At 44.8% G+C, this 22,919-nt stretch carries 19 protein-coding genes, 1 pseudogene and 1 riboswitch; of the genes and pseudogenes, 13 read left to right on the plus strand and 7 right to left on the minus strand.

Going from position 1 to position 22,919, the window contains the following annotated elements:
• Positions 1–24 precede the first annotated feature (24 nt).
• Positions 25–1,092 carry a hypothetical protein gene (locus JGK14_RS30730; protein WP_293282323.1) on the plus strand — a complete coding sequence of 356 codons (1,068 nt, stop codon included), beginning with the start codon at positions 25–27 and terminating at the stop codon, positions 1,090–1,092.
• Positions 1,093–1,623: 531 nt separating this feature from the next.
• Here JGK14_RS30730 and JGK14_RS30735 read toward each other — a convergent pair.
• From JGK14_RS30735 to JGK14_RS30755, 5 genes are all read right to left on the minus strand, one after another.
• Entirely contained in the window at positions 1,624–2,334 is a 711-nt protein-coding gene (locus tag JGK14_RS30735; RefSeq protein WP_293186724.1) for a precorrin-2 C(20)-methyltransferase, read from the minus strand.
• Entirely contained in the window at positions 2,331–2,960 is a 630-nt protein-coding gene (locus tag JGK14_RS30740; protein ID WP_293186726.1) for a precorrin-8X methylmutase, read from the minus strand. The genes JGK14_RS30735 and JGK14_RS30740 overlap by 4 nt, the downstream gene beginning before the upstream one ends.
• Before the next feature lie 229 nt (positions 2,961–3,189).
• Entirely contained in the window at positions 3,190–4,677 is a 1,488-nt protein-coding gene (gene cobG / locus JGK14_RS30745) for a precorrin-3B synthase (RefSeq protein WP_293239870.1), read from the minus strand.
• A gap of 56 nt (positions 4,678–4,733) precedes the next feature.
• Positions 4,734–4,813, minus strand: a riboswitch (adenosylcobalamin-variant (AdoCbl-variant) riboswitch).
• A gap of 246 nt (positions 4,814–5,059) precedes the next feature.
• Positions 5,060–5,800, minus strand: coding sequence for a MerR family transcriptional regulator (locus JGK14_RS30750; RefSeq protein WP_293277666.1), 741 nt, complete (start codon positions 5,798–5,800; stop codon positions 5,060–5,062).
• A gap of 40 nt (positions 5,801–5,840) precedes the next feature.
• Positions 5,841–6,725 carry a class I SAM-dependent methyltransferase gene (locus JGK14_RS30755; protein ID WP_293327709.1) on the minus strand — a complete coding sequence of 295 codons (885 nt, stop codon included), beginning with the start codon at positions 6,723–6,725 and terminating at the stop codon, positions 5,841–5,843.
• 280 nt (positions 6,726–7,005) lie between these two features.
• Between JGK14_RS30755 and JGK14_RS30760 the strand changes: the two genes are divergently transcribed.
• The 5 genes from JGK14_RS30760 to JGK14_RS30780 all read left to right on the plus strand — a co-directional run bounded on the left by JGK14_RS30760 (position 7,006) and on the right by JGK14_RS30780 (position 12,078).
• Positions 7,006–8,577 (plus strand): NAD(P)H-quinone oxidoreductase subunit N, encoded by a 1,572-nt coding sequence (locus JGK14_RS30760; RefSeq protein ID WP_293186720.1) that lies wholly within the window; start codon positions 7,006–7,008, stop codon positions 8,575–8,577.
• Between the two features lie 184 nt (positions 8,578–8,761).
• Positions 8,762–9,250 (plus strand): OsmC family protein, encoded by a 489-nt coding sequence (locus JGK14_RS30765; RefSeq protein ID WP_293186719.1) that lies wholly within the window; start codon positions 8,762–8,764, stop codon positions 9,248–9,250.
• Between the two features lie 22 nt (positions 9,251–9,272).
• The gene (locus JGK14_RS30770) at positions 9,273–9,872 is read left to right on the plus strand and encodes a Uma2 family endonuclease (RefSeq protein WP_293196454.1); all 600 of its coding nucleotides are present in this window, start codon (positions 9,273–9,275) and stop codon (positions 9,870–9,872) included.
• Between the two features lie 159 nt (positions 9,873–10,031).
• Entirely contained in the window at positions 10,032–11,651 is a 1,620-nt protein-coding gene (locus JGK14_RS30775) for a cyclic peptide export ABC transporter (protein ID WP_293327725.1), read from the plus strand.
• On the plus strand, positions 11,632–12,078 hold the full coding sequence (locus tag JGK14_RS30780; RefSeq protein WP_293327728.1) for a GNAT family N-acetyltransferase: 447 nt from the start codon (positions 11,632–11,634) through the stop codon (positions 12,076–12,078). The genes JGK14_RS30775 and JGK14_RS30780 overlap by 20 nt, the downstream gene beginning before the upstream one ends.
• Before the next feature lie 11 nt (positions 12,079–12,089).
• Here JGK14_RS30780 and JGK14_RS30785 read toward each other — a convergent pair whose 3' ends face one another.
• Positions 12,090–12,440, minus strand: a complete 351-nt coding sequence (locus JGK14_RS30785; protein ID WP_293327731.1) for a Spx/MgsR family RNA polymerase-binding regulatory protein — start codon at positions 12,438–12,440, stop codon at positions 12,090–12,092.
• A 314-nt stretch (positions 12,441–12,754) separates the two neighbouring features.
• Here JGK14_RS30785 and JGK14_RS30790 point away from each other — a divergent pair.
• Positions 12,755–13,818: pseudogene (locus JGK14_RS30790) on the plus strand (ISAzo13 family transposase).
• Between the two features lie 190 nt (positions 13,819–14,008).
• On the opposite strand, the gene JGK14_RS30795 reads toward JGK14_RS30790, so the two are convergent.
• Positions 14,009–14,452, minus strand: coding sequence for a DUF4332 domain-containing protein (locus tag JGK14_RS30795; protein ID WP_293327734.1), 444 nt, complete (start codon positions 14,450–14,452; stop codon positions 14,009–14,011).
• Between the two features lie 69 nt (positions 14,453–14,521).
• On the opposite strand from JGK14_RS30795, the gene JGK14_RS30800 reads away from it, so the two are divergent.
• The 6 genes from JGK14_RS30800 (at position 14,522) to JGK14_RS30825 (ending at position 22,795) form a co-directional block, all read left to right on the plus strand.
• Positions 14,522–14,650: a hypothetical protein gene (locus JGK14_RS30800; RefSeq protein WP_293281438.1), complete on the plus strand. Its 129-nt coding sequence runs from the start codon at positions 14,522–14,524 to the stop codon at positions 14,648–14,650.
• A 198-nt stretch (positions 14,651–14,848) separates the two neighbouring features.
• Positions 14,849–16,237: an aminopeptidase P family protein gene (locus JGK14_RS30805; RefSeq protein ID WP_293281437.1), complete on the plus strand. Its 1,389-nt coding sequence runs from the start codon at positions 14,849–14,851 to the stop codon at positions 16,235–16,237.
• Between the two features lie 451 nt (positions 16,238–16,688).
• Entirely contained in the window at positions 16,689–18,254 is a 1,566-nt protein-coding gene (locus JGK14_RS30810) for an adenylate/guanylate cyclase domain-containing protein (protein WP_442921496.1), read from the plus strand.
• 600 nt (positions 18,255–18,854) lie between these two features.
• On the plus strand, positions 18,855–19,838 hold the full coding sequence (locus JGK14_RS30815; RefSeq protein WP_293186711.1) for a GntR family transcriptional regulator: 984 nt from the start codon (positions 18,855–18,857) through the stop codon (positions 19,836–19,838).
• 262 nt (positions 19,839–20,100) lie between these two features.
• Positions 20,101–20,733 carry a nitroreductase family protein gene (locus tag JGK14_RS30820; protein ID WP_442921497.1) on the plus strand — a complete coding sequence of 211 codons (633 nt, stop codon included), beginning with the start codon at positions 20,101–20,103 and terminating at the stop codon, positions 20,731–20,733.
• A gap of 172 nt (positions 20,734–20,905) precedes the next feature.
• Complete coding sequence (locus JGK14_RS30825; RefSeq protein ID WP_325315874.1) at positions 20,906–22,795, plus strand: hypothetical protein; 1,890 nt, start codon at positions 20,906–20,908, stop codon at positions 22,793–22,795.
• The last annotated feature ends 124 nt before the right edge of the window (positions 22,796–22,919 follow it).

Genomic DNA, 22,919 nt, shown 5'->3' on the forward strand with positions numbered 1-22,919 from the left:
CAAGTAATCATCCAAGATATCAGCTTGGCAACCGACAACATATTGTTCCGTAAACAGAAATATTACTCACCCTCACTCCGAAAAACTTATGTAGCAGAACTACCACTAGGCTACGAAGGAGAATTTGGACCAGGAATCAAAGCCCTAATCATCAGTTTGTACTATGGGGGTAATATGACGCAAGGCAAACTACTAGAATTTTTAGCGGATTTAGGTATTTCCATCTCAGCCGGTTATTTATCCAACCTGTTAATCAAAAACCACTCGGGTTTTGAAACCGAGAAAAAAGAAGTTTATGATTCAGGACTAGCGAGTAGTCCTTGGCAACACTTCGACCAAACAGGTGCGCGTGTAGGTGGAGTCAACCATACGACCAATATCATCTGTAACCCTTTATATACAGTATACTTCACAACAGCCAATAAAGATAGACTGACCGTACTGAAAGGATTACAGCCAGGACGAGAACTGAAATTTATTCTAAATCCACTGACATTCTCACTAATTGAGGACTTCAAAATCCCGATTAAATGGCAAAACGCTCTCCAGCTATTACCTCAAGAAACGGTGTTGGGTGAGTCAGAGTTTAATCACCTACTCAATAAGTATGTACCCAAACTGGGCGCTCAACAAGTTACCAGGATTAAGGAAGCAGCAGCTATTGTTTTCTATCATCAGCAAACTGATTGTCCAGTCGTACAAACTCTTTGTTGTGATGATGCTCCCCAATTCAAGTTAATCACTGCCGATAGAGCGCTATGTTGGGTACATGAGGGAAGGCATTACAAGAAGTTAAGCCCGGTATTCCATTGCCATCAAGTAATTTTAGAGCAGTTTCTCGATGATTTTTGGGATTACTATCGGGAATTATTAGCTTATAAAAATGCTCCCAGTCCTGAAGCTGCACTGCTTTTAAGGTCGAAATTTCTGCTGCTTTTTGAAACTCAAAGTGGCTATGAATTGTTGGATGAGCGCAAACAATTAACTGCGACAAAAGTATCGGAGTTGCTGAGGGTTTTAGAGCATCCTGAATTACCTTTACATAATAATCCGGCTGAGTTAGCTGCCCGAACTTGCTGTGCAGCGACGTAATATTAGCTATGCAACTCAAACGATTGAGGGTACTCAGGCTTGGGATACTTTTATGTCTCTTGTTGCTACTAAGGAGTCAGTTGGGAATCAGTTTTTTTGATTATGTCCGTGACCGAATTTCTCAACTTGGAATTATTCCCTCTCTGTCCACTATTATTCGCGAAAAATCTGCTCTTTATCCCTTGGGCTTGTCTTGGCAGCTAGATTAGCTCCTTCCCCTACTTATTGAGCCGATACTCTTTTTTCTAGTTTACTTTGACTTGTGTGTACACGGTAGCCTTGGGAAGGGGGGTTAGGGGGGATCTGTCTTAAGTGAACCGTATTGCGTTATAGGCGACTTGTCGCCCCGACAGTTAAATTACTAATTCATTATCTGAAATTTGGAGATGTTCCAATTCCCAATCAAAATCCCAGAAATCATTTTCGGCTCCAATCTCGCATTTTTTATCGTCTCATACCCTGATTCAGCAACGCCTTCAGGGTAATTATACTGTGTGATGCCCTAGGGTGCGGAATGTGGGTTGAATAAGGTCAAGATACAGACTTTTGCTGGCTGGGTATCATGACCAACGCCCAGTAGGGAACCTGGGCCGGATCGACATCGGCGATCGCCCGAATGGACTGATTCGGCATAGTTGCGCGTTCTATATATAGTGCGCGATCGAATTGTCCCAACTCAATCAGCACGTTTCGAACTTTCGCAAAGTGCCTCCCCAGCTTAATAATCACCGCAGCATCAACCAGCGCCAGTCGATCGCGCAAAACATCAGCGTCCAACGTCGCAGGCATAATACTTAACACATCGTTACGATAAGTCAGTGGCACTCCCAGGGCACTCGCACTCGCCATCGTCGAAGAAATTCCCGGCACAACTTCGGTTGTAAATTTGCCCGACAAACGGTTGAACAAATACATAAACGTGCCGTAGAGAAAAGGTTCGCCCTCGCACAAAACCGCCACATCCCGCCCTTCGCTGAGGTGGGCGGCAATTTTCTCGGCTGCAATATCGTAATACGGTTGAGACGATCGCGTGGGGCTAAAAGGCAGTGGCATCGGAATCTCAATTTGTTCTGGGCGCAAGTAATCTGCGACGATCGCGCGCGCGAGCACTTTACCATTTTCCATCGCCGGATACGCAATCACCGGCACCGATTGCAAAATCCGATAAGCTTTCAAAGTTATCAATTCCGGATCGCCAGGGCCGATGCCCAATCCGTACAATTTACCAGTAGTCTTAGTCATAGTTCGTCCTCTTTAGCTAACGCATTCACGGCTGCTGTTGCCATCGCACTGCCACCGCGCCGTCCGTGTAGCGCGATAAATGGCACTCCCCGACTGTTGGCAGCGAGTTCGGCTTTGGATTCGGCCGCCCCCACAAATCCTACCGGGAAACCCAGAATTAATGCCGGTTTCGGGGCTCCAGCATCCAGCATTTCCAGCAATCGGAATAAAGCAGTCGGGGCATTGCCGATCGCCACAACTGCACCATCTAACTTATCTAGCCACAAATCGAGTGCTGCTGCCGATCGAGTATTACCGATTTGCCGCGCCAACTGCGGTACATCGGGATTCCAGAGGGTGCAAATCACTGGATTGTCTGCGGGAAGCCTTTTGCGGGTGATGCCTTCGGCTATCATCCTGGCATCGCACAGAATTGGTGCGCCTGCTGCGAGGGCTTTGCGCCCGTGGGTGGCGGCAAGGGGGGAAGCTGCTAAGTCTTTAACGATGTCGATCATTCCGCAACTGTGAATTAGTCGCACTGCGACTGTTTCTAAGTCTGGCGGCAGGTTTGATAAGTCTGCTTCGGCGCGGATTGTGGCGAAGGATTTGGTGTAGATTTCTGTTCCGTCTCGGATGTAGTCAATCATTAAGATAATTGGGAATTGGGAATTGGGAATTGGGAATTGGGCATTGGGCATTGGGAATTGGTAATTGGGAGACTGTACTTAACTTTATTTAAAATTGTTAGGGGAAGTTTGTTTGATTTGTGGAATGGCTTTTTTTAATGAACCGCGAAGGCGCTTTAGGCGAAGCCGCGCGTCAGCGCTAGGGCGCGAAGTAAGAAAGAGAAGGGGAGATAATGACAGTTTGTCTGTTTTAATGATTTTCTGGGTTCAGTAATTTCTGCAATTTGTCGATCGCCCACCGATCGCAAAATTCACCTAATGACTCGCGAGGTTCTCGAAACCGCTGGTAGACGCGCAACATTCGCTCGATCGCACGAGGCATCTCGGCTACACTGACGGCTGGGAATATTTGCCGTCCAAAGGGCAAGTCTTTTGTACCTGCATAAATGTTGTAACCTGGGATTGTTTCGCCTTTCTGCTGAATCTGAATTCCTATTAAGGTGATATCTATTGGCTGGTGTTGGGCGCAGGATTTTTCGCATCCGCTGAAATGTATATTGATCGATCGGTCGATCGTCAGTTTTTGCGCTAAATCCCTCACCATTGCTAGGGCGTCACTTTGAGTATCTGTCGCTGCTGACGCACAGCCGCTGCTACCGGCGCACGCAACTAAGCAGGAATCTAGGCGAGTTGCAGATGAGTGCAATCCTAAATCGGCGATTTGCTGATTGACCTCGCAAACCTGGGAGTTGGGGATGTCAGAAATCAGCAGATTTTGCCACTGCGTAAGTCTCAGGGTGCTTCCGCCTAGATTTTGGGCTAAATTTGCCAAATTTCTCAGTTGCTTTGATTCTAGCTTGCCTAGGGGGAGTGCAATGCCGATGTAGGAGAAATCGGACTGTCGTTGACTGTGAATGCCGAGATTACCGTTGGGTGCGCTCGTGACAGGCAGGATGCCTGTTCCACAAGAGTTGTTGGATATGTCTTTTAGAAAAAGTTCGATCGCCTCTTGCCGCAATGCAAACGGCAAATTTTTCTCTACTTGTTCTAGATATTTTTCTGTACCCCAATCAGCGAGTAGATGACGCAAACGCGGTTTTTTACCATCAATTCGAGGCTGACTTTTTGTATATTCAAGATACGCGTTTGTTAAGCTTGCTAATACTAAAATACATTGCGATTCTTCGATTATAATTCCGGTCTCAACGCCGTTGAAATGCAGACCAAAAATAATTTTGGAATTTGTCAATCGCCTTTTTGCCACTAATAAAATATCATTGCGGAAATTCCGGATAGAAACTAATTCTCCGCCATCAAAGCCAATGCTGAATTTAGCGGAAAGTTCCGATAACTCAGGATGGGTTTGCAGGTAATTATCCCAAGCTGCAACTAGCGGGCGAGTATCCAGTAAGTTTTGGCGATCGATTCCTGCTGTCGGACTTGCCATTATATTGCGAATTTGGTCAACTTCAACGCGCCGAGACGCTAATCCCAATTCCTGTAAATCTTGCCAAACTTCTGAGGGAATTTCCGAGTGCAATTCTCGGATTTGTAAATTTGCCCGATTTGTGACTTGCAAACAGCCGATACTGTAGCGATCGACTAAATTGGCGATCGACCAACACTGCTGTACATTTAAAATTCCCCCCGGAATCCGCATCCTCGATAAAACGCCGTCTCGGGCTTGGGAACCGTAAAATAAGCCGGGACAAGTCGGTAAATCACTCAAAAGCAACAAATAATCTCCTTCCCCGTGCGACGCAGGGAACCTAAAAGTAAACGCGGCAAACGCGCCCTGAAATCGGCATTCTGACTCTCACAGTTGCGGCACAGCGCCGGAATTGCACCGGACTTTCCCGCTTTCAGGTTTAAGAAATATATCATAAGTCGATCGCCAGCAGCACAAAATCTCAAATTTCTTAACAAATGCCCGGTTATTTTGTATAGTTGCTAATACGAACTCGCCAGTAGACCGGAATATTCCATTTGTTAATATAAATGGCGTTGCTGATTTACGGTATGAAAGGCTAAATATGCCAGTCATAGAAACCAGTATCGACAAAGCTTGGGGATTTTTAACTTATTTTTTTCATACCCTGTAGCCAGTTTCTGGAAACTCACTATGCTGATTGTTTCAAGGCTGCGATCGCTCTGCCGATATATTCAGACACGGCTGAATCAAGTGCACCCTGGGAGACAACCTCTACTCCTTCCTGTTGATACATATTGTTGAGCGATCGCGCAATTTCCGCATTGCCACCCGTGAACTCCTGAACCAGTTCTAGCCAGCGTCGAGCCAAGACTTGCACCGATTCGTCAGCCGAATCTGTGCCATTTTCCATTTGAGTCCGAACCTGTTCAATGAGTTCTTGCCAATCTGTTTGACTTTGCTGAATTCGTTCCTCGCCCAACAACTCCCGGCGTTGCTTGATGGTTTCCAACTGTTCTGGCGTGTAGTATTTCTCAAACATACAAATTGCCTCAATTGTTTGAATCAAATTTTCGACAGAAACCGATTCAGCCGATTGTAAACTGCTAGAGATAGACTCCAATCGCTTGAGCAATCGGTGAGACAAATCAATCTGTTCTTTCAGACGAGCTACGTGGAGTTGAATGATTTGCTCTAGCGAGAAATTGCGCTGTTCCAAACATCCTCGGATTTCCTCTAAGGAAAAGCCTATTTGTCGCAGCGATACGATTTGCTGCAAGCGGATAATGTCATTATTCGCATACAGCCGATAGCCTGTTTCAGTCCGCCCCGACGGCGAGAGTAAACCAATTTCTTCGTAGTAATGCAGTGTCCGCACAGATACACCTGTTTGTTTTGCCAAATCGCCGACTTTCATCGCCAAGGGTGGCATACCTTTCCTCCTTTCGGTTCAGAGTCGATCGCGGAATGAATTAATCGTAAAACCCTAACGTGGCGTCAGTGTCAAGGGGTGAAGCGAAAAAATTTTCGGAGCTTGGGCGATCGCCTATATTAGATTTGCGGGCAATTACAAAAAATATTGTGACATCGTTCCAAAAGTCTTGTGCCCTTGAGACTGCATTTATTGCGGCAAAATAGTCTTGTTTGCATTGTTCCCATTGCTGGTATGACCATTGCACTCCCTGAAGTCCAAATGCGCTGTTTGCGTTGCCATTCCAAGCAGCTTCTGCATCTTGTAAGTCAAATCCAAATTGCTCGTTGGTAATTTCAATATTCTCAAACCCGATCGATCGCAAAATTTGGCAGCACTTCTCGTGCGTCCCCAGTAACTCGTTGGGATTGCGAATCGTAATGCCGTATCGCTGCACAACTTCCCGAAACAATATAGATGTAGTTGGAGAGGTTTCTGCCAGACAGGAAAACGCGAGAGTTCCGTCCGGTTTCAGAGCATTGTACCATTGACGGAGAGCTTGTGGAATACCTGTAAAATAGACGATCGCACTGGAACACAAAATTACATCAAATTGGTTGTCGGAAAATTCTTGTTCGTCGGCGTCTGCTTCGGCAAACTCGATATTCGCCAGCCCTAAACCTGCAACTTTCTGCCTCGCTTGCTGCAACATTCCCGCAGCAAAGTCAGTTCCCAAAACCCAGCCAAGAGCCCCAACAACCTGGGCCGCCGCAATCGCCGCTAAACCTGTGCCGGTAGCGATATCTAGAACTTGCTGGTGCGATCGCAATTTTGCCAATTCTACTAACCGAGTTGCAGCCCGTTTGTGAAATTCATTTTCGTAATCCGGGCGGTTGTTAAAGTCATTCAGAATCTGCTGTTTGTAGGCACTTAGCGAGTCAGTCATGTTGAGTAATTGGTTAAATTTTCTACACTCCTGGACGCAACAGGCAGAATATGGGAGTTAACGCTTAGGTATGTTGTTGCGCTTCAGCGCTCTTTAAATCTATATGAAAGAGCGCAAAGAGAGTAACTACGTACCTTGTATCAACTTATCTGGCAACAAACATCTCAAAACTGGGATCGCGAAGCTGTAATCAGCTACAATCCAGTTTGGTAAAGAATTTTTACGAGCTAACTGCCCATTACAGCCTTTTGGGCCTGTATTACCCAACGTGACTGAAAATATGGATTTTGCTACTCTTGCAGCCCAGCTAAACGCTGGAACTATCTTACCCGAGGGAATTGTCATCATCACCCTCTTGGTGGTTCTCGTCGGCGATTTAATCGTAGGCCGCAGTTCCTCGGCTTGGACTCCCTACGTTGCCGTTGCGGGTTTGCTAGCCGCCGTCGCTGCTTTGTGTTTGCAGTGGGATAACACTAACACTATCTCGTTTCTGGGCGGTTTTAACAGCGATGCCTTGAGTTTGGTGTTTCGCGGAATTATCGCTTTGACGGCGGCTGTCACTATTTTGATATCCGTGCGCTACGTACTGCAAACGGGTACTGCTTTAGCGGAATTTATCGGCATTTTGCTCACGGCTACTTTGGGGGGAATGTTCCTCAGTGGCGCCGATGAATTGGTGATGATTTTTATTTCGTTGGAAACTCTGAGTATCTCGTCTTATTTGCTGACGGGTTACACAAAACGCGATCCGCGTTCCAATGAAGCTGCTTTGAAATATTTGTTAATTGGTGCATCTTCTTCGGCGGTGTTTCTCTACGGTATTTCGCTGCTGTACGGATTGTCTGGCGGCCAAACTACTCTAAGTGCGATCGCAGCCAACCTTTCTACAGTTAATAACGGTGAATCTCTTGGTTTGGTGATTGCATTGATTTTTGCGATCGCCGGAATCGCCTTCAAAATCTCCGCAGTTCCTTTCCACCAATGGACTCCAGACGTTTACGAAGGTTCGCCCACACCAGTTGTTGCCTTCCTTTCCGTCGGTTCCAAAGCCGCCGGTTTTGCCCTAGCCATCCGGTTATTAACAAGTGCATTCCCCGCACTCACAGAACAGTGGCACTTCGTATTCACAGCCTTAGCCATACTCAGCATGGTGTTAGGCAATGTGGTGGCCCTCGCCCAGACTAGCATGAAGCGGCTTTTAGCTTATTCGTCGATCGCCCAAGCCGGATTTGTGATGATTGGTTTAGTCGCAGGAACCGAAGCCGGTTACTCCAGCATGATATTTTATATGTTGGTTTACCTGTTCATGAACCTAGGCGCTTTCGCCTGCATCATCCTCTTCTCCCTGCGGACAGGAACCGACCAAATCAGCGAATACTCCGGTTTGTATCAAAAAGACCCGCTGCTAACATTAGCCTTAAGTATTTGCCTGCTTTCCCTCGGTGGAATTCCGCCACTGGCTGGATTTTTCGGCAAAATTTATCTATTTTGGGCAGGCTGGCAAGCTGGACTTTACGGCTTAGTTATCCTGGCATTAATCACCAGCGTAGTTTCAATTTACTACTACATCCGCGTCGTCAAAATGATGGTAGTAAAAGAACCTCAAGAAATGTCAGACTCCGTGAAAAACTATCCGCCAGTTCGCTGGAACCTTCAGGGAATGCGGCCATTGCAGGTCAGCGTTGTACTCACCTTAGTTGCAACAACATTGGCAGGAATTTTATCGAACCCTTTGTTTAACTTAGCAAACGATTCTGTCACCAAAACTCCGATGCTGCAATCAGCATTGAGTCGGATTGTACCAGTTGCAACTACTAAAGTTGAATCAAATCTTGTGTCTCGCAACGATTAATTTTCGGGAATCTTGAAAGATTATATAGCGCCTAACTGTAACAAGTTAGGCGCTTTTTCAATTCAAAAAATCGGTTCGTAGTGAGGACTTCAGTCCTCAGCATTTGATGCGGACTGAAGTCCTCACTACAAACAGATCCTGTGATATAATATTAATTATAATTTTAATTACCAAATTAATATAAATGAGCAAAGAACACACCTACCGCATCCATACAGTTTGGACAGGTGCCAGTCAAGGTACTACTTCATCTTATGATGCTTATTCTCGCGAGTATACAATAAATATCGAGGGTAAACCACCATTCCTAGGTTCAGCAGACCCAACTTTTCGGGGCGATGCTGCACTGTACAATCCAGAAGATTTATTGGTAATGTCGCTGTCAGCTTGCCATATGTTGAGCTATCTTGCTTTATGTGCTCGTGCTGCGATTCGGGTGATTTCTTACTCGGATGAAGCGACAGGTACAATGACACAAAAAGATGGCAAAATTAGATTTACCGAGGTAATTCTACGTCCGAAAGTAACCATCGAAGCTGGTAATGATTTGGAAAAAGCACGCAGTTTGCACGACAATGCACATCATGTTTGTTATATTGCGAATTCGGTAAATTTTCCCGTGCTGAATGAAGCAACAGTTATTGAAATGAATGCTTCCGAAGTCAATAATTAACAAAGTCGCAACAGAGGTGAAAATGTTAGTAAAAACCAAGCAAAACTTTTATACTCCAGATGAGTACCGAGAGTTAGAAGAAACTACCGAGTTTAGAAATGAATATCGCGATGGAGAAATTGTAGAGATGACAGGCGGCACAATTAATCACAGCCGGATTATCCGAAATTTGAGCAGAGTTTTAGGAAACTTGCTGGAGGGGCAGCCTTTTGAGCTTTTTCACAACGATTTGCGGTTGTGGATTCCTCGATATCGACGGGGAACTTACCCCGATGTGATGGTGATTGAAGGAGAACCAGTTTTTAGCGAAGGGCGCAGTGATGAGATACTTAATCCAATCATGATTGTGGAAGTGCTTTCTAAGTCTACTAAGGATTTCGATCGAGAGGATAAGTTTCGGTTTTATCGATCGATCCCTGAATTCCGCGAGTACGTATTAGTCAGCCAACAAGAATTTTTAGTGGAACAATATATTAAGAATGAATCAAATCAATGGTTGTTTCAGGAATATGAGGGAGAATCTGTAACAGTTGCTTTCCCTGGGCTGGGAGTGCAAATGTCAATGAGCGAGATTTACAATCAAGTAATATTTGAAACAGACGAGACTGAATTGCATCAGTAATTAGGTTCGTAGTGAGGACTTTAGTCCGCATCAATTAGGTTCGTAGTGAGGACTTTAGTCCGCATCAATCAGGTTCGTAGTGAGGACTTTAGTCCTCTTCAAATAAGAGAGGACTGAAGTCCTCACTACGAACACTTATTAAACTCAAAGTAAAATCGCATGAATGTAATCTGGCTACTATTAAAAGCTTCTTGGTTGAATGTTTCCATCGCCATACTCACAGGCTTAATTAGCGGTGGTTGCAGCGCCCAGTTAATTGCTTTCATCAACCGCGCCATCAGCGATAATTCCAATCAAAATTTAGTCTGGTATTTTGCTGGATTGGCAGTTTTAGCCCTCATCACCGGAGTTATATCCCAATTTTTGTTAATCTACCTTTCTCAAGAAGCTGTTTACAATTTGCGGCTGAGTTTGAGTCGAGGGATTTTGTCTTCTCCTTTGCGGCACTTGGAAGAATTGGGCGCTAATCGGTTGCTGGCTACCCTTACCGATGATGTGGGAACTCTTTCTAATACTATATTTTTGATTCCTTTTCTCTGCGTTGATATTGCCGTTGTTGTTGGGTGTTTGACTTATTTAAGCACGCTTTCGGGGGTTGTTTTTGCTGTTGTATTTGCTTTTTTAGCGCTGACTATTGGTACGGTACAGTTGCTGCTTAACAAAATGCGGAAATTTTTTGATTTGGCGCGGGAAGAACAAGATATATTGTTCAAGCATTTTCGCAGCATTACTGAAGGAATTAAGGAACTTAAACTGCATTCGTTGCGCCGTCAGGAATTTTTTGATGAAGAGTTGCAGGTAAGTGCTGCTGATTCCCGCGATTACAATTTGCAGGCGCTGAATACCGCAGCAGTGGCGACGGGAGTCGGGCAATTGCTATTTTTTATGCTGATTGGTTTGCTGTTGTTTGCTGTGCCGAAATTTGTGGCAGTTTCTACGCCTGTTTTGTCAGCTTATATTCTGACAAGTACCTATTTGATGTCTCCGTTTCAGAATATTTTGCAAAGGTTGCCGGCTATTTTTAGGGCTAATACTTCTGTGGAGAAGATTGAGAAAATGGGATTGGCTTTGGCGAGTCAAGCTGAGATAACTGCTGCGTTTCAACCAGTGAAAAATGCTGATTGGAAAATCCTGGAGTTGAAGGGGACTACTCACAGCTATCCGGGAGATAAGGAAGACAGTAATTTTGTTTTGGGCGAAATTAGTTTAAATTTTCATCCGGGTGAATTGGTGTTTATTGTGGGTGGTAATGGCAGCGGTAAGTCTACTTTTGCTAAGTTACTTACTGGTTTGTACATTCCTGAATCGGGAGATATTCTCTTAGATGGACAGCAGATTACTAATGACAATAGAGAGTGGTACAGGCAGCATTTTTCTGCTATTTTTTCGGATTTCTATTTGTTCGATCGCCTTTTGGGGATGACTAATCACGATTTGGACAATCAGGCGGCTGAATATCTGCGTGAATTTCATTTGGATAAGAAGGTTGAGGTGAAAGATGGTATTTTATCTACTACGGCTTTGTCTCAGGGGCAGCGAAAACGGTTGGCTTTGTTGACGGCTTATTTGGAAGATAGGCCGATTTATTTGTTTGATGAGTGGGCTTCGGATCAAGATCCGTTTTTTCGGGATATTTTTTACAAGCAGTTGTTACCGGAGTTGAAGCGCCGCGGGAAAACGGTGTTTGTGATTAGTCATGACGATCGCTATTTCGATCTAGCCGATCGCGCAATTAAACTAGATTACGGTAAAATTCAGTATGACCGACAACATGGATAAGTATCGAATCGTCGAAACTCTGACTGAAAGTCAGGTTTCCGACTTGATGGATTTGTACAAAAACGAGTTTTGGTGCGACAAGCGGAAGCGGGAGGATGTGGTGAGGATGCTGGCCGCGACTGATGTTATCATTGGTTTGGTCGATGAGGGCGATGGCGTCCCGCCCCGCAAGCTACGGCTAATTGGCTTTACCCGCGTCATGACTGATTTTGTCTACAGAGGCACAATTTTTGATGTGATTGTCCACCCAACATACAGAAAGATGGGACTGGGTAAGGTGTTGATGGATGCAGTCTTAAATCATCCCCAACTGCAAGCCGTGGAGAATTTGTCTCTTAACTGTTTGCCGAAAATGATACCATTTTACAAACGCTGGGGTTTCACTGATGATATCGGTGAAATGAAGTTTATGCGAAAAATACGCTGAACTTAGTTTGTTCAAATCCCTAATTTTTCGCGAATTACTTCGGCTTTGAAACCTACTAACACAGCCGTTCCATCTTTAACAAAAAGAGGACGTTTCAGCAGCATTGCATCTCTAGCAAAGGCTTCAACCCATTTTTCACTCGTCCACTCTTTCTTGTCGTCGCCCAAGGCGCGGTAAGATTGACCGGAAGTATTTCGCATTGGTTGAAAACCTAAAGAATCTACCCAGTTGTGAATGGTTTCGCGAGTGGGTGGCTGTTCTTTTGTATTAATAAACTCGTAAGTGACAGCGTTATCTTTGAGCCACTGGAAAGCTTTTTTGCAGGTTCCGCAGTTGGGAATTCCGTAAACTTGAACAGACATATAGGGACAGTTGACAGTTGACAGTTGACAGTTGACAGTTGACAGAAGGAAGTTCGGCAACGGATTCTGTAACGGATGTAAGGGGCTTGCAATTAAATATAACCCCAGTTATCCTAGAAGAGTAGGAACCAAAAAATCTGACATAAGTGGTTGTGACTTCTGTAAGTGGGATGCTAAAAATGATTTTGAGTGAGCCAGTTAAATTAACATTCAAAGATGCGGCCAAAAAACTGACAGGCTATCGCCGTCGAGACTTTATGGCAAAAGTGGCTGAAGACTACTTTAATGGTTCATCCCGAAAAGTAGAAACATTTATGGGGTGGAATCGATCCAGTGTTCAACTGGGCTTACATGAACGACGAACCGGGTTGATTTGTGTTGATAATTACCGGGGACGAGGGCGACACAAAAGTGAAATCTTACTGCCAAATTTAGAAACGGATATTCGTTCTTTAGTAGAGCCAGAGTCCCAGGCAGACCCCAAGTTTCAATCGACATTTTTGTATGCTCGGATCAGTGCCAAGGCGGTATTATCCGCATTGGTGACTCAGAAAAACTACGACCCACAGCAATTGCCTTCTCGTCAGACAATTGGCACGATTTTAAATCGAATGGGGTATCGCCTAAAAAAACACAAAAAACTAAGCCCTTGAAAAAAATACCCGAAACAGATGCCATTTTTGAGAATGTATTGAAGGAGAATCAAGCCTCCGATCTAGATGTTAATTCTCTACGAATATCAATCGATACCAAAGCCAAAGTCAAAATTGGCAACCTGTCACGGGACGGTAAAGCGCGAACCCTCGAACCGAAATCGGCTGATGATCATGATACGAAGTGGCAAGCCGTATTAGTCCCCTTTGGAATTCTGAATACTCAAAATGACCAATTATCTATTTATATGGGGCAGTCTGCTGAAACCACTGATTTTATCGTCGATTGTCTAACGGATTGGTGGCAAAACAACCAATCTGATTACACCGAACTGGAAGAATTGGTGATTGACCTTGATGGTGGCCCATCAAATAGAAGTAATCGAACACAATTCATCAAACGTATCATTGAGTTATCTCAAAGAATTGGTTTGAGAATTAGACTAATTTACTACCCGCCGTATCACAGCAAGTATAATCCAATTGAACGCTGTTGGGCAGCACTTGAAAATTATTGGAATGGTGCTATTTTAGATGCAGTTGAAACAGCCGTCAACTGGGCATCTAACATGACATGGAAAGGAATTAATCCCATTGTAAACTTAATTGAGACAACTTATGAGAAAGGCGTAAAAGTCTTACCTCATGAGTTAAAACAATATTTGCCCTCATGGCAACGTTCTGAAACTTTACCAAAATGGGATATCACGATTATCCCATTTTGACTGGTATTTTATTTGTCCGCGAGTCCCTAACGGATGTAACAGATTTCAGTCCGATGGAAGTCGGAAGAAGGAAGAAGGAAGAAAGAAATAAAAAAAGGAAAAATGAAAAAAGTAGTAGTTTTAGGAATTAAGAAGATTTTAAACGTCTTAGCGATTACTGTACTAATGACTAATGACTAAGGACTAATCACTAATGACTGCTAACTAATCTAGCTTGTAGAACCCATTTTTGCACGCGATCGACTGAAGGAGTCAAATCATTGCGCTGCATTGTCGCTACGTGGAGTCTGAGGATTTGTTGGTGCAGTCTCTCCACAGGCATTTGAGCCAATTGAGCCGCAGAAGCAACGCCTGCGTGCAGCAACAGCCCGCAATACTGACAGCCTACACTCGGAATTCGAGCCAACTCTGCCATTGCTACCCATTTATTAATATGTTGAACGTTAATCTGTAATTGCTGTGCTAGCAGCACTTTCGCCGCCGGTGTTTTCGTCATCCGAATTAGTTGTCCGATTGTTGTGATGCCGCACTCTTCTAGTTGAGACTGGTTTGCGTTGCTCAATCCCGGCAAGTGTTCGATCGGCCAATCGCGTACTTGCACCGAAGTTTTAGAAGTTGTGTGAGAAGTTTTCATATTTTTTTCAGTGAATTTACTTATACTTTAAAGTCTAAAATATACGATCGTCAATAGAGGCTATTACTCATGTCACAAAATCAACAACAATCCGATCGACTAATTTGGCAGATCCCGGGTGTTGAATTCTTGCTGTATTGCTTGTGCAGTAACACTTTCAGCTTTTTTATCCTGGCAGTCGGCGAAGGTTCGTGGTGAACAAAATTAGGCCCAGGATGATGACAAAGACGATCGCAAACATAGCACTAAAGAGTGCAGCAAAAAAGAAAATAAAGATGAGGCTTTTCCCCAAAATGGCTGCTAAATTTGAAGCCTGGACTTTTGTGCTGTGATGCTTAGAATCAAAGGACTGAAGTCCTTACTACAAACCGAACTCAAAATTATGAATTTTGACCCATGCAAATTACAAAAGGTGATGAATTGTTAAGAAATATTTTACACGAACGGCGGCAAAAACTGGCCAGTTTAATTGATTTTCCTGTAATTCTATGGTCTGGCCGCAGCATTCCTCGCAATTATCCGGCACTTGTTTATCCTTTTCGCGCCAGCAGTCACTTTCTATATTTTGCTGGTTTGCCGTTAGAAAATGCTGCGATTCGTTTAGAATCGGGCAAGTTAGAACTGTTCTTAGATGATGCCGATCCTGGTAGCACGCTTTGGCACGGGGAAATGCCGAAAAGAGCGGAAATTGCTGAACGAATTGGCGCTGATGCTGCTTTCCCCATGAGTGAGTTGAAAGCGCGAGGGACAAATGCAGCTACGATCGCCCTTCAGGATAGCTCGATCCGGTTGCAACAGTCGGATATTCTAGATCGCTCTTTAGCACCCTCCAAATCGCCAACCGGCATCGATCTAGAGTTAACTCAGGCGATCGTCTCGCTGCGCCTGAGCCACGATGCAGCCAGTTTGGTTGAATTGCGTCAAGCTGCGGCTGTCACCGTAGCAGCTCACAAAGCGGGCATGAGGGCAACTCTAACAGCTAAGATTGAAGCGGGTGTGCGGGCGGCTATGGAAAGTGTGATCATCTCGGAAAATATGACTTACGCCTACCCAAGTATTGTCACCGTGCAGGGGGAAGTTTTGCACAGCGAACACTATCACAATCCGGTACAAGCAGGAGATTTGCTGTTAGCAGATGTCGGTGCAGAATCGTCAATGGGATGGGCGGCTGATGTGACTCGCACTTGGCCGGTTTCGGGCAAGTTTTCTCCGACTCAAAGAGCGATTTATGATGTAGTTTTGGCAGCCCATGATGCTTGTATTGATAAGATTAGTCCCGGCGTGGAATATCAAGACATTCACCTTTTGGCTGCTAGAATTATGGCGGAAGGATTGGTCGATTTGGGTATTTTGCGGGGTAATGTTGACGATTTGGTAGAAATGGATGCTCACGCGCTGTTTTTTGTGCACGGAATCGGACATTTAATTGGTTTGGATGTTCACGATATGGAAGATTTGGGAGATTTGGCAGGCTATGAAGCGGGGAGAGTGAGAAGCAGTCGGTTTGGGCTGGGATTTTTGCGACTTAATCGTGTTTTGCGATCGGGAATGCTGGTATCGATTGAACCGGGTTTTTACCAAGTTCCGGCTATCTTAAATAACCCAGAAACTCGCGCCAAATATGAAAATTTCGTAAACTGGGACGAGTTGGGTAAATTTGCGGATGTCCGGGGGATACGCATTGAGGATGATATACTTGTGAGCGCAGGGGGTAGAGAAGTATTGACGGGGGAACTGCCAACAAAAGCTCTGGAGATTGAGGACTTAGTTGGGATAAGTGCATAGGTATCGATCGCCAAAAGTGCGATCGCCAGCATCTCAATTTTTGCAAAAAGCATTTTTTTTACCAGAAAGAATTGGTTGAAAGCCTTTCCCTTTGAGGGAGAAATGAAAATTAGACTATTCATTACTCCAATCCTCTGACTTAAGGGTAGAGGTCGCTCTCAAACTGTCAACTGTCAACTGTCAACTGTCAACTGTTGAAAGTGCTGTGCTGGCTTGCGTGCTATACATAGCACGAGAACTCTTGAAATGCACTACAAATGCAAACCTGAGATGCTTTCAGTGCGATCGCCCGCACTTCCATCATGTGTGACCAACATAAATAAATATGAATAAAGCTTGGCAAATCGGTCTGTTTGTGTTCGTTGAAAAACTAGCGGTGCAAGTCCAAAAATTTGCAGCACGGAGACTGGCGCGCATTTTTCGGACAAAAAGTGTAGTCGCACCGCCACCGATGCAATCTGCACCTTTGCCTAGCAATGAAGCAGACAGGCTAAAAGCACTTAACCACTACAATATTCTCGATACAGATGCCGAAGGAGCTTTTGATGACTTAACAGCTTTAGCATCCTATATTTGCGGCACTCCTATTGCTTTAGTCAGCTTAGTAGATACTAACAGACAGTGGTTTAAATCAAAAGTCGGTCTTGGAGCAACAGAAACTCCCAGAGAGATAGCATTTTGTTCTCACGCTATTTTAAATCCCAACGAATTGCTAGTTATACCTAATGCTATGGAAGACGATCGCTTTGCCGGCAATCCGCTAGTAACTTCCGATCCAAATATTCGGTTTTATGCTGGGGCACCGTTAGTAACTCCTGAGGGTTTCCCCATTGGCACTTTGTGCGCCATAGATACAGTTCCTCGCCATCTCACCTCAGAACAACTAGAAGCCCTGCGGACTTTAGGAAGGCAAGTTATTAGCCAAATGGAGTTGCGAATTAATTATGCTAAATTAAAGCGGGCGCAACTCAGGCAAAAACAAGTAGAAGCAAAACTCCGTTCTAGTGACGAGCAAATTGTCAATTTTTTAGAAGGAATGAGTGATGCTTTTTTTGCTCTCGATCCCCAGTGGCGATTTACTTACGTCAATTATAAAGCAGCGCAATTTTTGCAGCGCGAGCCGGAAGAACTTTTTGGTAAAAATTTTTGGGAAGAGTATCCAGATTTAGTAAATTCGGTATTCTATAAAGAGTCTCATGAAGCTGTATCTAAACAAGTCGGAGTAACTTTTGACAAATATTATCATCCCTTAAAAGTCTGGTTGGAAGTGCGGGCTTTTCCTTCTCACGATGGCATTTCTGTATTCTTTCACGATATCACCAAGCGCAAGCAGATGGAATCTGCTCTCAGAAAAGAACAGAAAAAAACTGATAGTTTGCTGCTAAATATTTTACCAGAAGCTATTGCAGATAGGTTGAAGCACGAACCGGGGGTAATTGCGGACAAGTTTGAAAAAGCTACAATTCTTTTCGCTGACTTGGTTAATTTTACTCAAATTTCTACTACGATGTCCGCCACAAAATTGGTATACTTGCTGAATGAAATTTTTTCAACTTTTGACCAACTGACTGACAAGCACGGGTTGGAAAAAATTAAGACGATCGGGGACGCTTATATGGTAGTAGGTGGCATTCCCATTGAGCGCCCAGATCACGCAGAGGCGATCGCCGAAATGGCACTGGATATGCTAGCGGCAATTCAGGAATTAAATGTGAAGCTAGACTCGAATTTTGACATCCGCATCGGAATTAATAGCGGCCCGGTGGTAGCGGGGGTAATCGGTACTAAAAAATTCATTTACGATTTGTGGGGAAATGCGGTGAATACAGCCAGCCGCATGGAATCTCACGGCATCCCCGGCAGCATTCAAGTTAGTTTCTATACTTACGATTTGCTGCGGGATAAATATGAATTTGAAGAGCGGGGTTTGATTGAGATTAAGGGTAAAGGGGAAATGCGGACTTATTTTATGACTGGTAGAAAGACAGAAGGCGAGATGGAAATAGCCGGAGATTAAATCAAATTAAGTGCAGTAGCGTGCCTAGGAAGAATAGATGAGATTGCCAAAGTGTTTTTAATAAAATTTGGGACGGGCAAGATGCCCATCCCACAAAATAAACAATTTGGGACGGGCAAGATGCCCATCCCACAAAATAAACAATTTGGGACGGGCAAGATGCTGGGACGGGCAAGATGCCCATCCCACAAAATAAACAATTTGGGACGGGCAAGATGCCCATCCCACAAGCAAAAAAAAATTGTGGGATGGGCATCTTGCCCGCCTAGATATTTTTGGAAGAGATCAAATGAGTTAAATAGGGTGCGTCAGCTTGGCAAATTTTTGCGACAAATTCACAATCTCATTCTGACGTACAATTTGTTAGCTGGTGCGTCAGAATGAGATCGTCTGTGAGGATTCAGAATTATTTTTGCTGACGCACGCTACGGCTAAGACTTGAAAGTACCTGAACAATCAGGCTCGATCGCAAACCAAGCAAAACCGCCGTCGCAAAGGAACCAAATCAGATTATGCTATATGCAGAGATATCCGGGCAATCCCATGTGCGGTATATAGATCCTATAAAAATATTAAATTAAAGTCGTCGGAGCCTTTAATATGGTTCAGTTTCATATTCAAACAGATAGCGAGATCCCTGCATCTACGCAATTATTCAATCAAATCAGGTTTGCGATCGCCTCGCGCCAGTTTCCGCCCGGGCACCGCTTGCCCAGCACGAGGCAGCTAGCGATGCAGACGGGTTTGCACCGCAACACCATCAGCAAAGTATACCGACAACTAGAAAATACCGGACTCGTAGAAGCCCAAGCCGGATCGGGGATTTACGTGCGCGCCCAAGGGCACGAAGGCGGCAGCAAACTCAAATCCCCGATTCTTGATGAATATCCCCTTGCCAACAAAATAGTGCAAGAAAGTATGGATCAACTGCTGGGACAGGGCTGTACGCTCAACCAAGCTAGGGAATTATTTTTGGCCGAAATTGACTGGCGACTCCGGTGCAGCGCGCGGGTGGTCGTCACAGCCCCCACAGAAGACATCGGCGTGGGTGAGCTGATGGCGAAAGAACTGGAACAAGCTTTGCGGATTCCCATCCAGTTAGTGGCGATGGAAGATTTAGGTACTTTTCTGGATAACATCTCTGCGGGAACTGTAATCACCAGTCGTTATTTTATCGGACAAGCGGAATTGATTTCGGCGCCGCGTTCGGTGCGAGTGATTCCCGTAGACATCTATGATTATGTTCAGGAAATTCAGTTAGTGGGGAGTTTGCCGAAGGACAGTTATTTGGGTATTGTCAGTCTGAGTTCGGGAATGTTGCGATCGACTGAAGTGATTATTCACAGTCTCCGGGGCGAGGATTTGCTGGTGATGACGGCTTTGCTGTCGGATGCTTACAAGATTAACTCGATCGTGCGATCGGCTAGAACAATTTTCTGCGACCAACCGAGTTTTGCTACAGTAAAAGCTGCCATTAACGCCGCCAGAGAGGATATTATTCGTCCTCCGCAACTGGTATGCTCGGAAAATTACATCGGCTCTAAGTCGATTAATTTACTCAAGCGCGAGTTAGGCTTGGGATAGAGTTGACAGTTGACAGTTGACAGTTGACAGTTGACAGTTGACAGTTGACAGTTGACAGTTGACAGTTGGTAGTTGGCAGTTGACAGTTGGTAGTTGTTATTCCAATAACCAATAACCAATAACCAATAACCAATAACCAATAACCAGTAACCAATAACCAATAACCAATAACCAATAACCAATAACCAATAACCAATAACCAATAACCAATAACCAATAACCAATAACCAATAACCAATAACCAATTAATGTTAAAACTGCGATCGAAAGCCGGCGGGCCGCGCGCAGCTTCAAGTGCGATCCGATTCCCCCAGCAATATTGGCAGAGATTTTGCGCTTGGGAGTGCGATCGCCCTCCGGTTATAATTTGCAGCCTTGGCGGTTTATTGTACTTAAAGATCCAGCCAGTAAAGAAAAATTAAAAGCTTGTGCCTTCGACCAGCGGCAAGTGGTAGAAGCCCCAATCGTGTTAATCTGTTGTGGCGATCGGCGCGCCGCCCAACCCGAAAACACCGAAGCCGTCATCGAATTGGGCAAAGCCGTAGGTGGAATGAACGAGAATTTAGCTGGTTATATGCGACAAGCAATCCCGCAATTGTTCGAGAACCATCCATGCTTTGAGTCCGTAGAAGCTTGGACAAACAGACATACAATGCTCGCAGTAGCTCATTTAATGATTGCAGCTAAAAGCTTTGGAGTAGACAGTTGTCCGATGGAAGGTTTTGTCGCAGCTAAGGTGAAAGAAGCCTTTCAAATTCCCGTAGAAGTAGATGTATGCTGTTTGCTACCGCTTGGTTATGCAGCAGAACCTTTCAAACAATACGGCGGTCGTTTTGACGTGACTCAAGTTTATTTCAGCGAAAGTTATGGAGAGGCCTTGCAAGTTGAAATTTGAGAGTTAAGATTTGAGAGTTGAGATTTGAGACTTAAGATTTGCCTGAGTTTGTGCAAAAGTTCAAACAAATCAGAATACCGACTATTTTGCAATTTCACAATCCGAAATTGCAATCTAAAATCTAAAATCTAAAATTTCAAGTGTGGTGATAGTAGACAGAGGAGGAAAAAATATGACAGTAGCAGCGCGACAAAGCAAGGCACAAATTCTAGAAGTAGAGTTACAAAAGCACTTGCAAGCAGCCGGATTTAAAAATTTACCGCTTTATATCAGTTGCGATTTTCGAGATGACTCTTTAACTGTTGTGGGAGAACACCCGCGCAGTTTAGTTCTCAAAGCTAAACCGACTTTTGCGGTGCTAGAAGCAGCAATTCTCGAAATAGAACCGGAATCGATTCAACAGATTGGACTTTGCCTCAAAATCACCGGGCAAAAACAGCCTTATGCTTTCCATTCTTTTACCATGCACAACCCTGTTTTGTCAAGACCCAGAACAGTGGAAGTGCTAAAAAAACCCGAGAAGCAACCCGCAGCAGAAACGGGGATAGTTTTAGCCGAAAATGCTGCTGAGACGGCGGATGTAGCGGAGGAAATGCCGTTAGAAACGGATGTTAAAAATGCGGGCGGTGATGAATATTTCCCTAACTTTTCCGAGAGTTCCAGCGATTCCGATCCGATCGCCTTTAAGGTAGCTGCAATCCCGGAAAATATCGCAGAAAATCCCTTCGATGCGCTGGATATGGAAGCGGTAACAGTCGCCGAAACGCCGAAGACTTCACCGTTTACGATGTTAGTGGTGGCCGGAATGGTAAGTCTGGTGGCGGTGATTTTGGCGGGCGGTTATTACCTGCTGAGTCGCCCCTGCGTCATCGGAGAATGTACTGCATTAGCCAATGCCAAACAGTTGAGCGACAATTCGGCGAAGACTCTGAAAACTTTCAAGGTTGCTAGCAGCCCGGAAGAGGCGCAGGAACAGTTAAAACAGGCGATCGCACTTTTGGAACCAATTCCGGCTTGGTCAATTCATCGCGGTGAGGCTCAAACTGCGATCGAAAAATATCAGGAGCAAAGTCAAAATATCACGTCTGCGATCGATGCAGCGCGCCTCGCACAGTCCGCAGCCGGGAAAACCCAAAATCCGCCTGTTTCCGAACAGAGCTTGCAGCAAGCCGAAAAATTGTGGCAAAGTGCGATCGGCCAACTCGGAGAAATCCCCACAAGCAGCCCAGTTTATCCATATGCTCAGACAAAGGCGAAGGAATACCGAAAGAATTTAGCCACTGGAAATCGGCAATTAGGCACAGAAAAACAAGCCGAAAAACTGTTGATCGCCGCCAAAAGTGCAGCCCAAATAGCAGAAGCTCGGGAAGCAGTAGCTCAGACATCGCAGACATGGGGACAAGTGGAAGCAGGTTGGGAAAAAGCCCTAGGAATTATATCAGAAATTCCCAGCAACACGCAATCTTATCAACTAGGTAGATTGCTAGTTCCGAAATACGAAACCAAGCTTTCACAAGCTCGCGAGCGCCGAAATGTGGAAGGAATTTCGGAAAATGCCTACACTCAAGCTGTGACTTTAGCAGCGGAAGCTCGAATTTTTGAGGGCAAAAACGGCTGGTTTAAAGCATCGGAAAACTGGCGAAGAGCTTTGAGTTACGCGGAGCAAGTTCCGGCGGCTACTTCCTATTCCCAAAAAGCCAAACCGCTGATAGAATCCTATACAACATCATTGCAGCAAGCGGAAGTTAAGTTGCGGGAAGAAAGAAACTTGCAAAAAGCGCGCACGGATTTAGATAGAACTTGCAAAGGCAAGCCAAAAATTTGTGACTATACTGTGAGCAATGGTTTGATTGCGGTGCAGATGAATTCCGATTACGTGGAGAAGTTGCAACAAACTTTCATTCAGGCGAATAACAATAATTCTGTGAAGAGTCGCCAAGCTGTGGAAAAGCACGTTGCTACTTTGCAAAAGGCCTTGGAGGCGATCGCGGAAAATGCGAAAATTCCGATGCAGGTGTACGATGGCGAAGGCAAGCGGATTGCGAGTCACGAACCGAAGTAATGGCAGCATCTCATGTTTGCAGTGCAGGTACGTAGTTGCGCTTCAGCGCTCCGGAAAGGTACGTAGTTGCGCTTCAGCGCTCCGGAAAGGTACGTAGTTGCGCTTCAGCGCTCCGGAAAGGTAC

Origin of the sequence: Microcoleus sp. PH2017_28_MFU_U_A (assembly GCF_020738035.1) — a bacterium.
Classification (GTDB): Bacteria; Cyanobacteriota; Cyanobacteriia; order Cyanobacteriales; family Microcoleaceae; genus Microcoleus.

Excerpts from the sequence above, each read along its gene's own strand:
- JGK14_RS30735 (WP_293186724.1), bottom strand. The coding sequence starts at position 2,334 with ATGACTAAGACTACTGGTAAATTGTACGGATTGGGCATCGGCCCTGGC.
- JGK14_RS30740 (WP_293186726.1), bottom strand. The coding sequence starts at position 2,960 with ATGATTGACTACATCCGAGACGGAACAGAAATCTACACCAAATCCTTC.
- JGK14_RS30750 (WP_293277666.1), bottom strand. The coding sequence starts at position 5,800 with ATGCCACCCTTGGCGATGAAAGTCGGCGATTTGGCAAAACAAACAGGT.
- JGK14_RS30755 (WP_293327709.1), bottom strand. The coding sequence starts at position 6,725 with ATGACTGACTCGCTAAGTGCCTACAAACAGCAGATTCTGAATGACTTT.
- JGK14_RS30760 (WP_293186720.1), top strand. The coding sequence starts at position 7,006 with ATGGATTTTGCTACTCTTGCAGCCCAGCTAAACGCTGGAACTATCTTA.
- JGK14_RS30765 (WP_293186719.1), top strand. The coding sequence starts at position 8,762 with ATGAGCAAAGAACACACCTACCGCATCCATACAGTTTGGACAGGTGCC.
- JGK14_RS30770 (WP_293196454.1), top strand. The coding sequence starts at position 9,273 with ATGTTAGTAAAAACCAAGCAAAACTTTTATACTCCAGATGAGTACCGA.
- JGK14_RS30775 (WP_293327725.1), top strand. The coding sequence starts at position 10,032 with ATGAATGTAATCTGGCTACTATTAAAAGCTTCTTGGTTGAATGTTTCC.
- JGK14_RS30780 (WP_293327728.1), top strand. The coding sequence starts at position 11,632 with ATGACCGACAACATGGATAAGTATCGAATCGTCGAAACTCTGACTGAA.
- JGK14_RS30785 (WP_293327731.1), bottom strand. The coding sequence starts at position 12,440 with ATGTCTGTTCAAGTTTACGGAATTCCCAACTGCGGAACCTGCAAAAAA.
- JGK14_RS30795 (WP_293327734.1), bottom strand. The coding sequence starts at position 14,452 with ATGAAAACTTCTCACACAACTTCTAAAACTTCGGTGCAAGTACGCGAT.
- JGK14_RS30800 (WP_293281438.1), top strand. The coding sequence starts at position 14,522 with ATGTCACAAAATCAACAACAATCCGATCGACTAATTTGGCAGATCCCG.
- JGK14_RS30805 (WP_293281437.1), top strand. The coding sequence starts at position 14,849 with ATGCAAATTACAAAAGGTGATGAATTGTTAAGAAATATTTTACACGAA.
- JGK14_RS30810 (WP_442921496.1), top strand. The coding sequence starts at position 16,689 with ATGCAATCTGCACCTTTGCCTAGCAATGAAGCAGACAGGCTAAAAGCA.
- JGK14_RS30815 (WP_293186711.1), top strand. The coding sequence starts at position 18,855 with ATGGTTCAGTTTCATATTCAAACAGATAGCGAGATCCCTGCATCTACG.
- JGK14_RS30825 (WP_325315874.1), top strand. The coding sequence starts at position 20,906 with ATGACAGTAGCAGCGCGACAAAGCAAGGCACAAATTCTAGAAGTAGAG.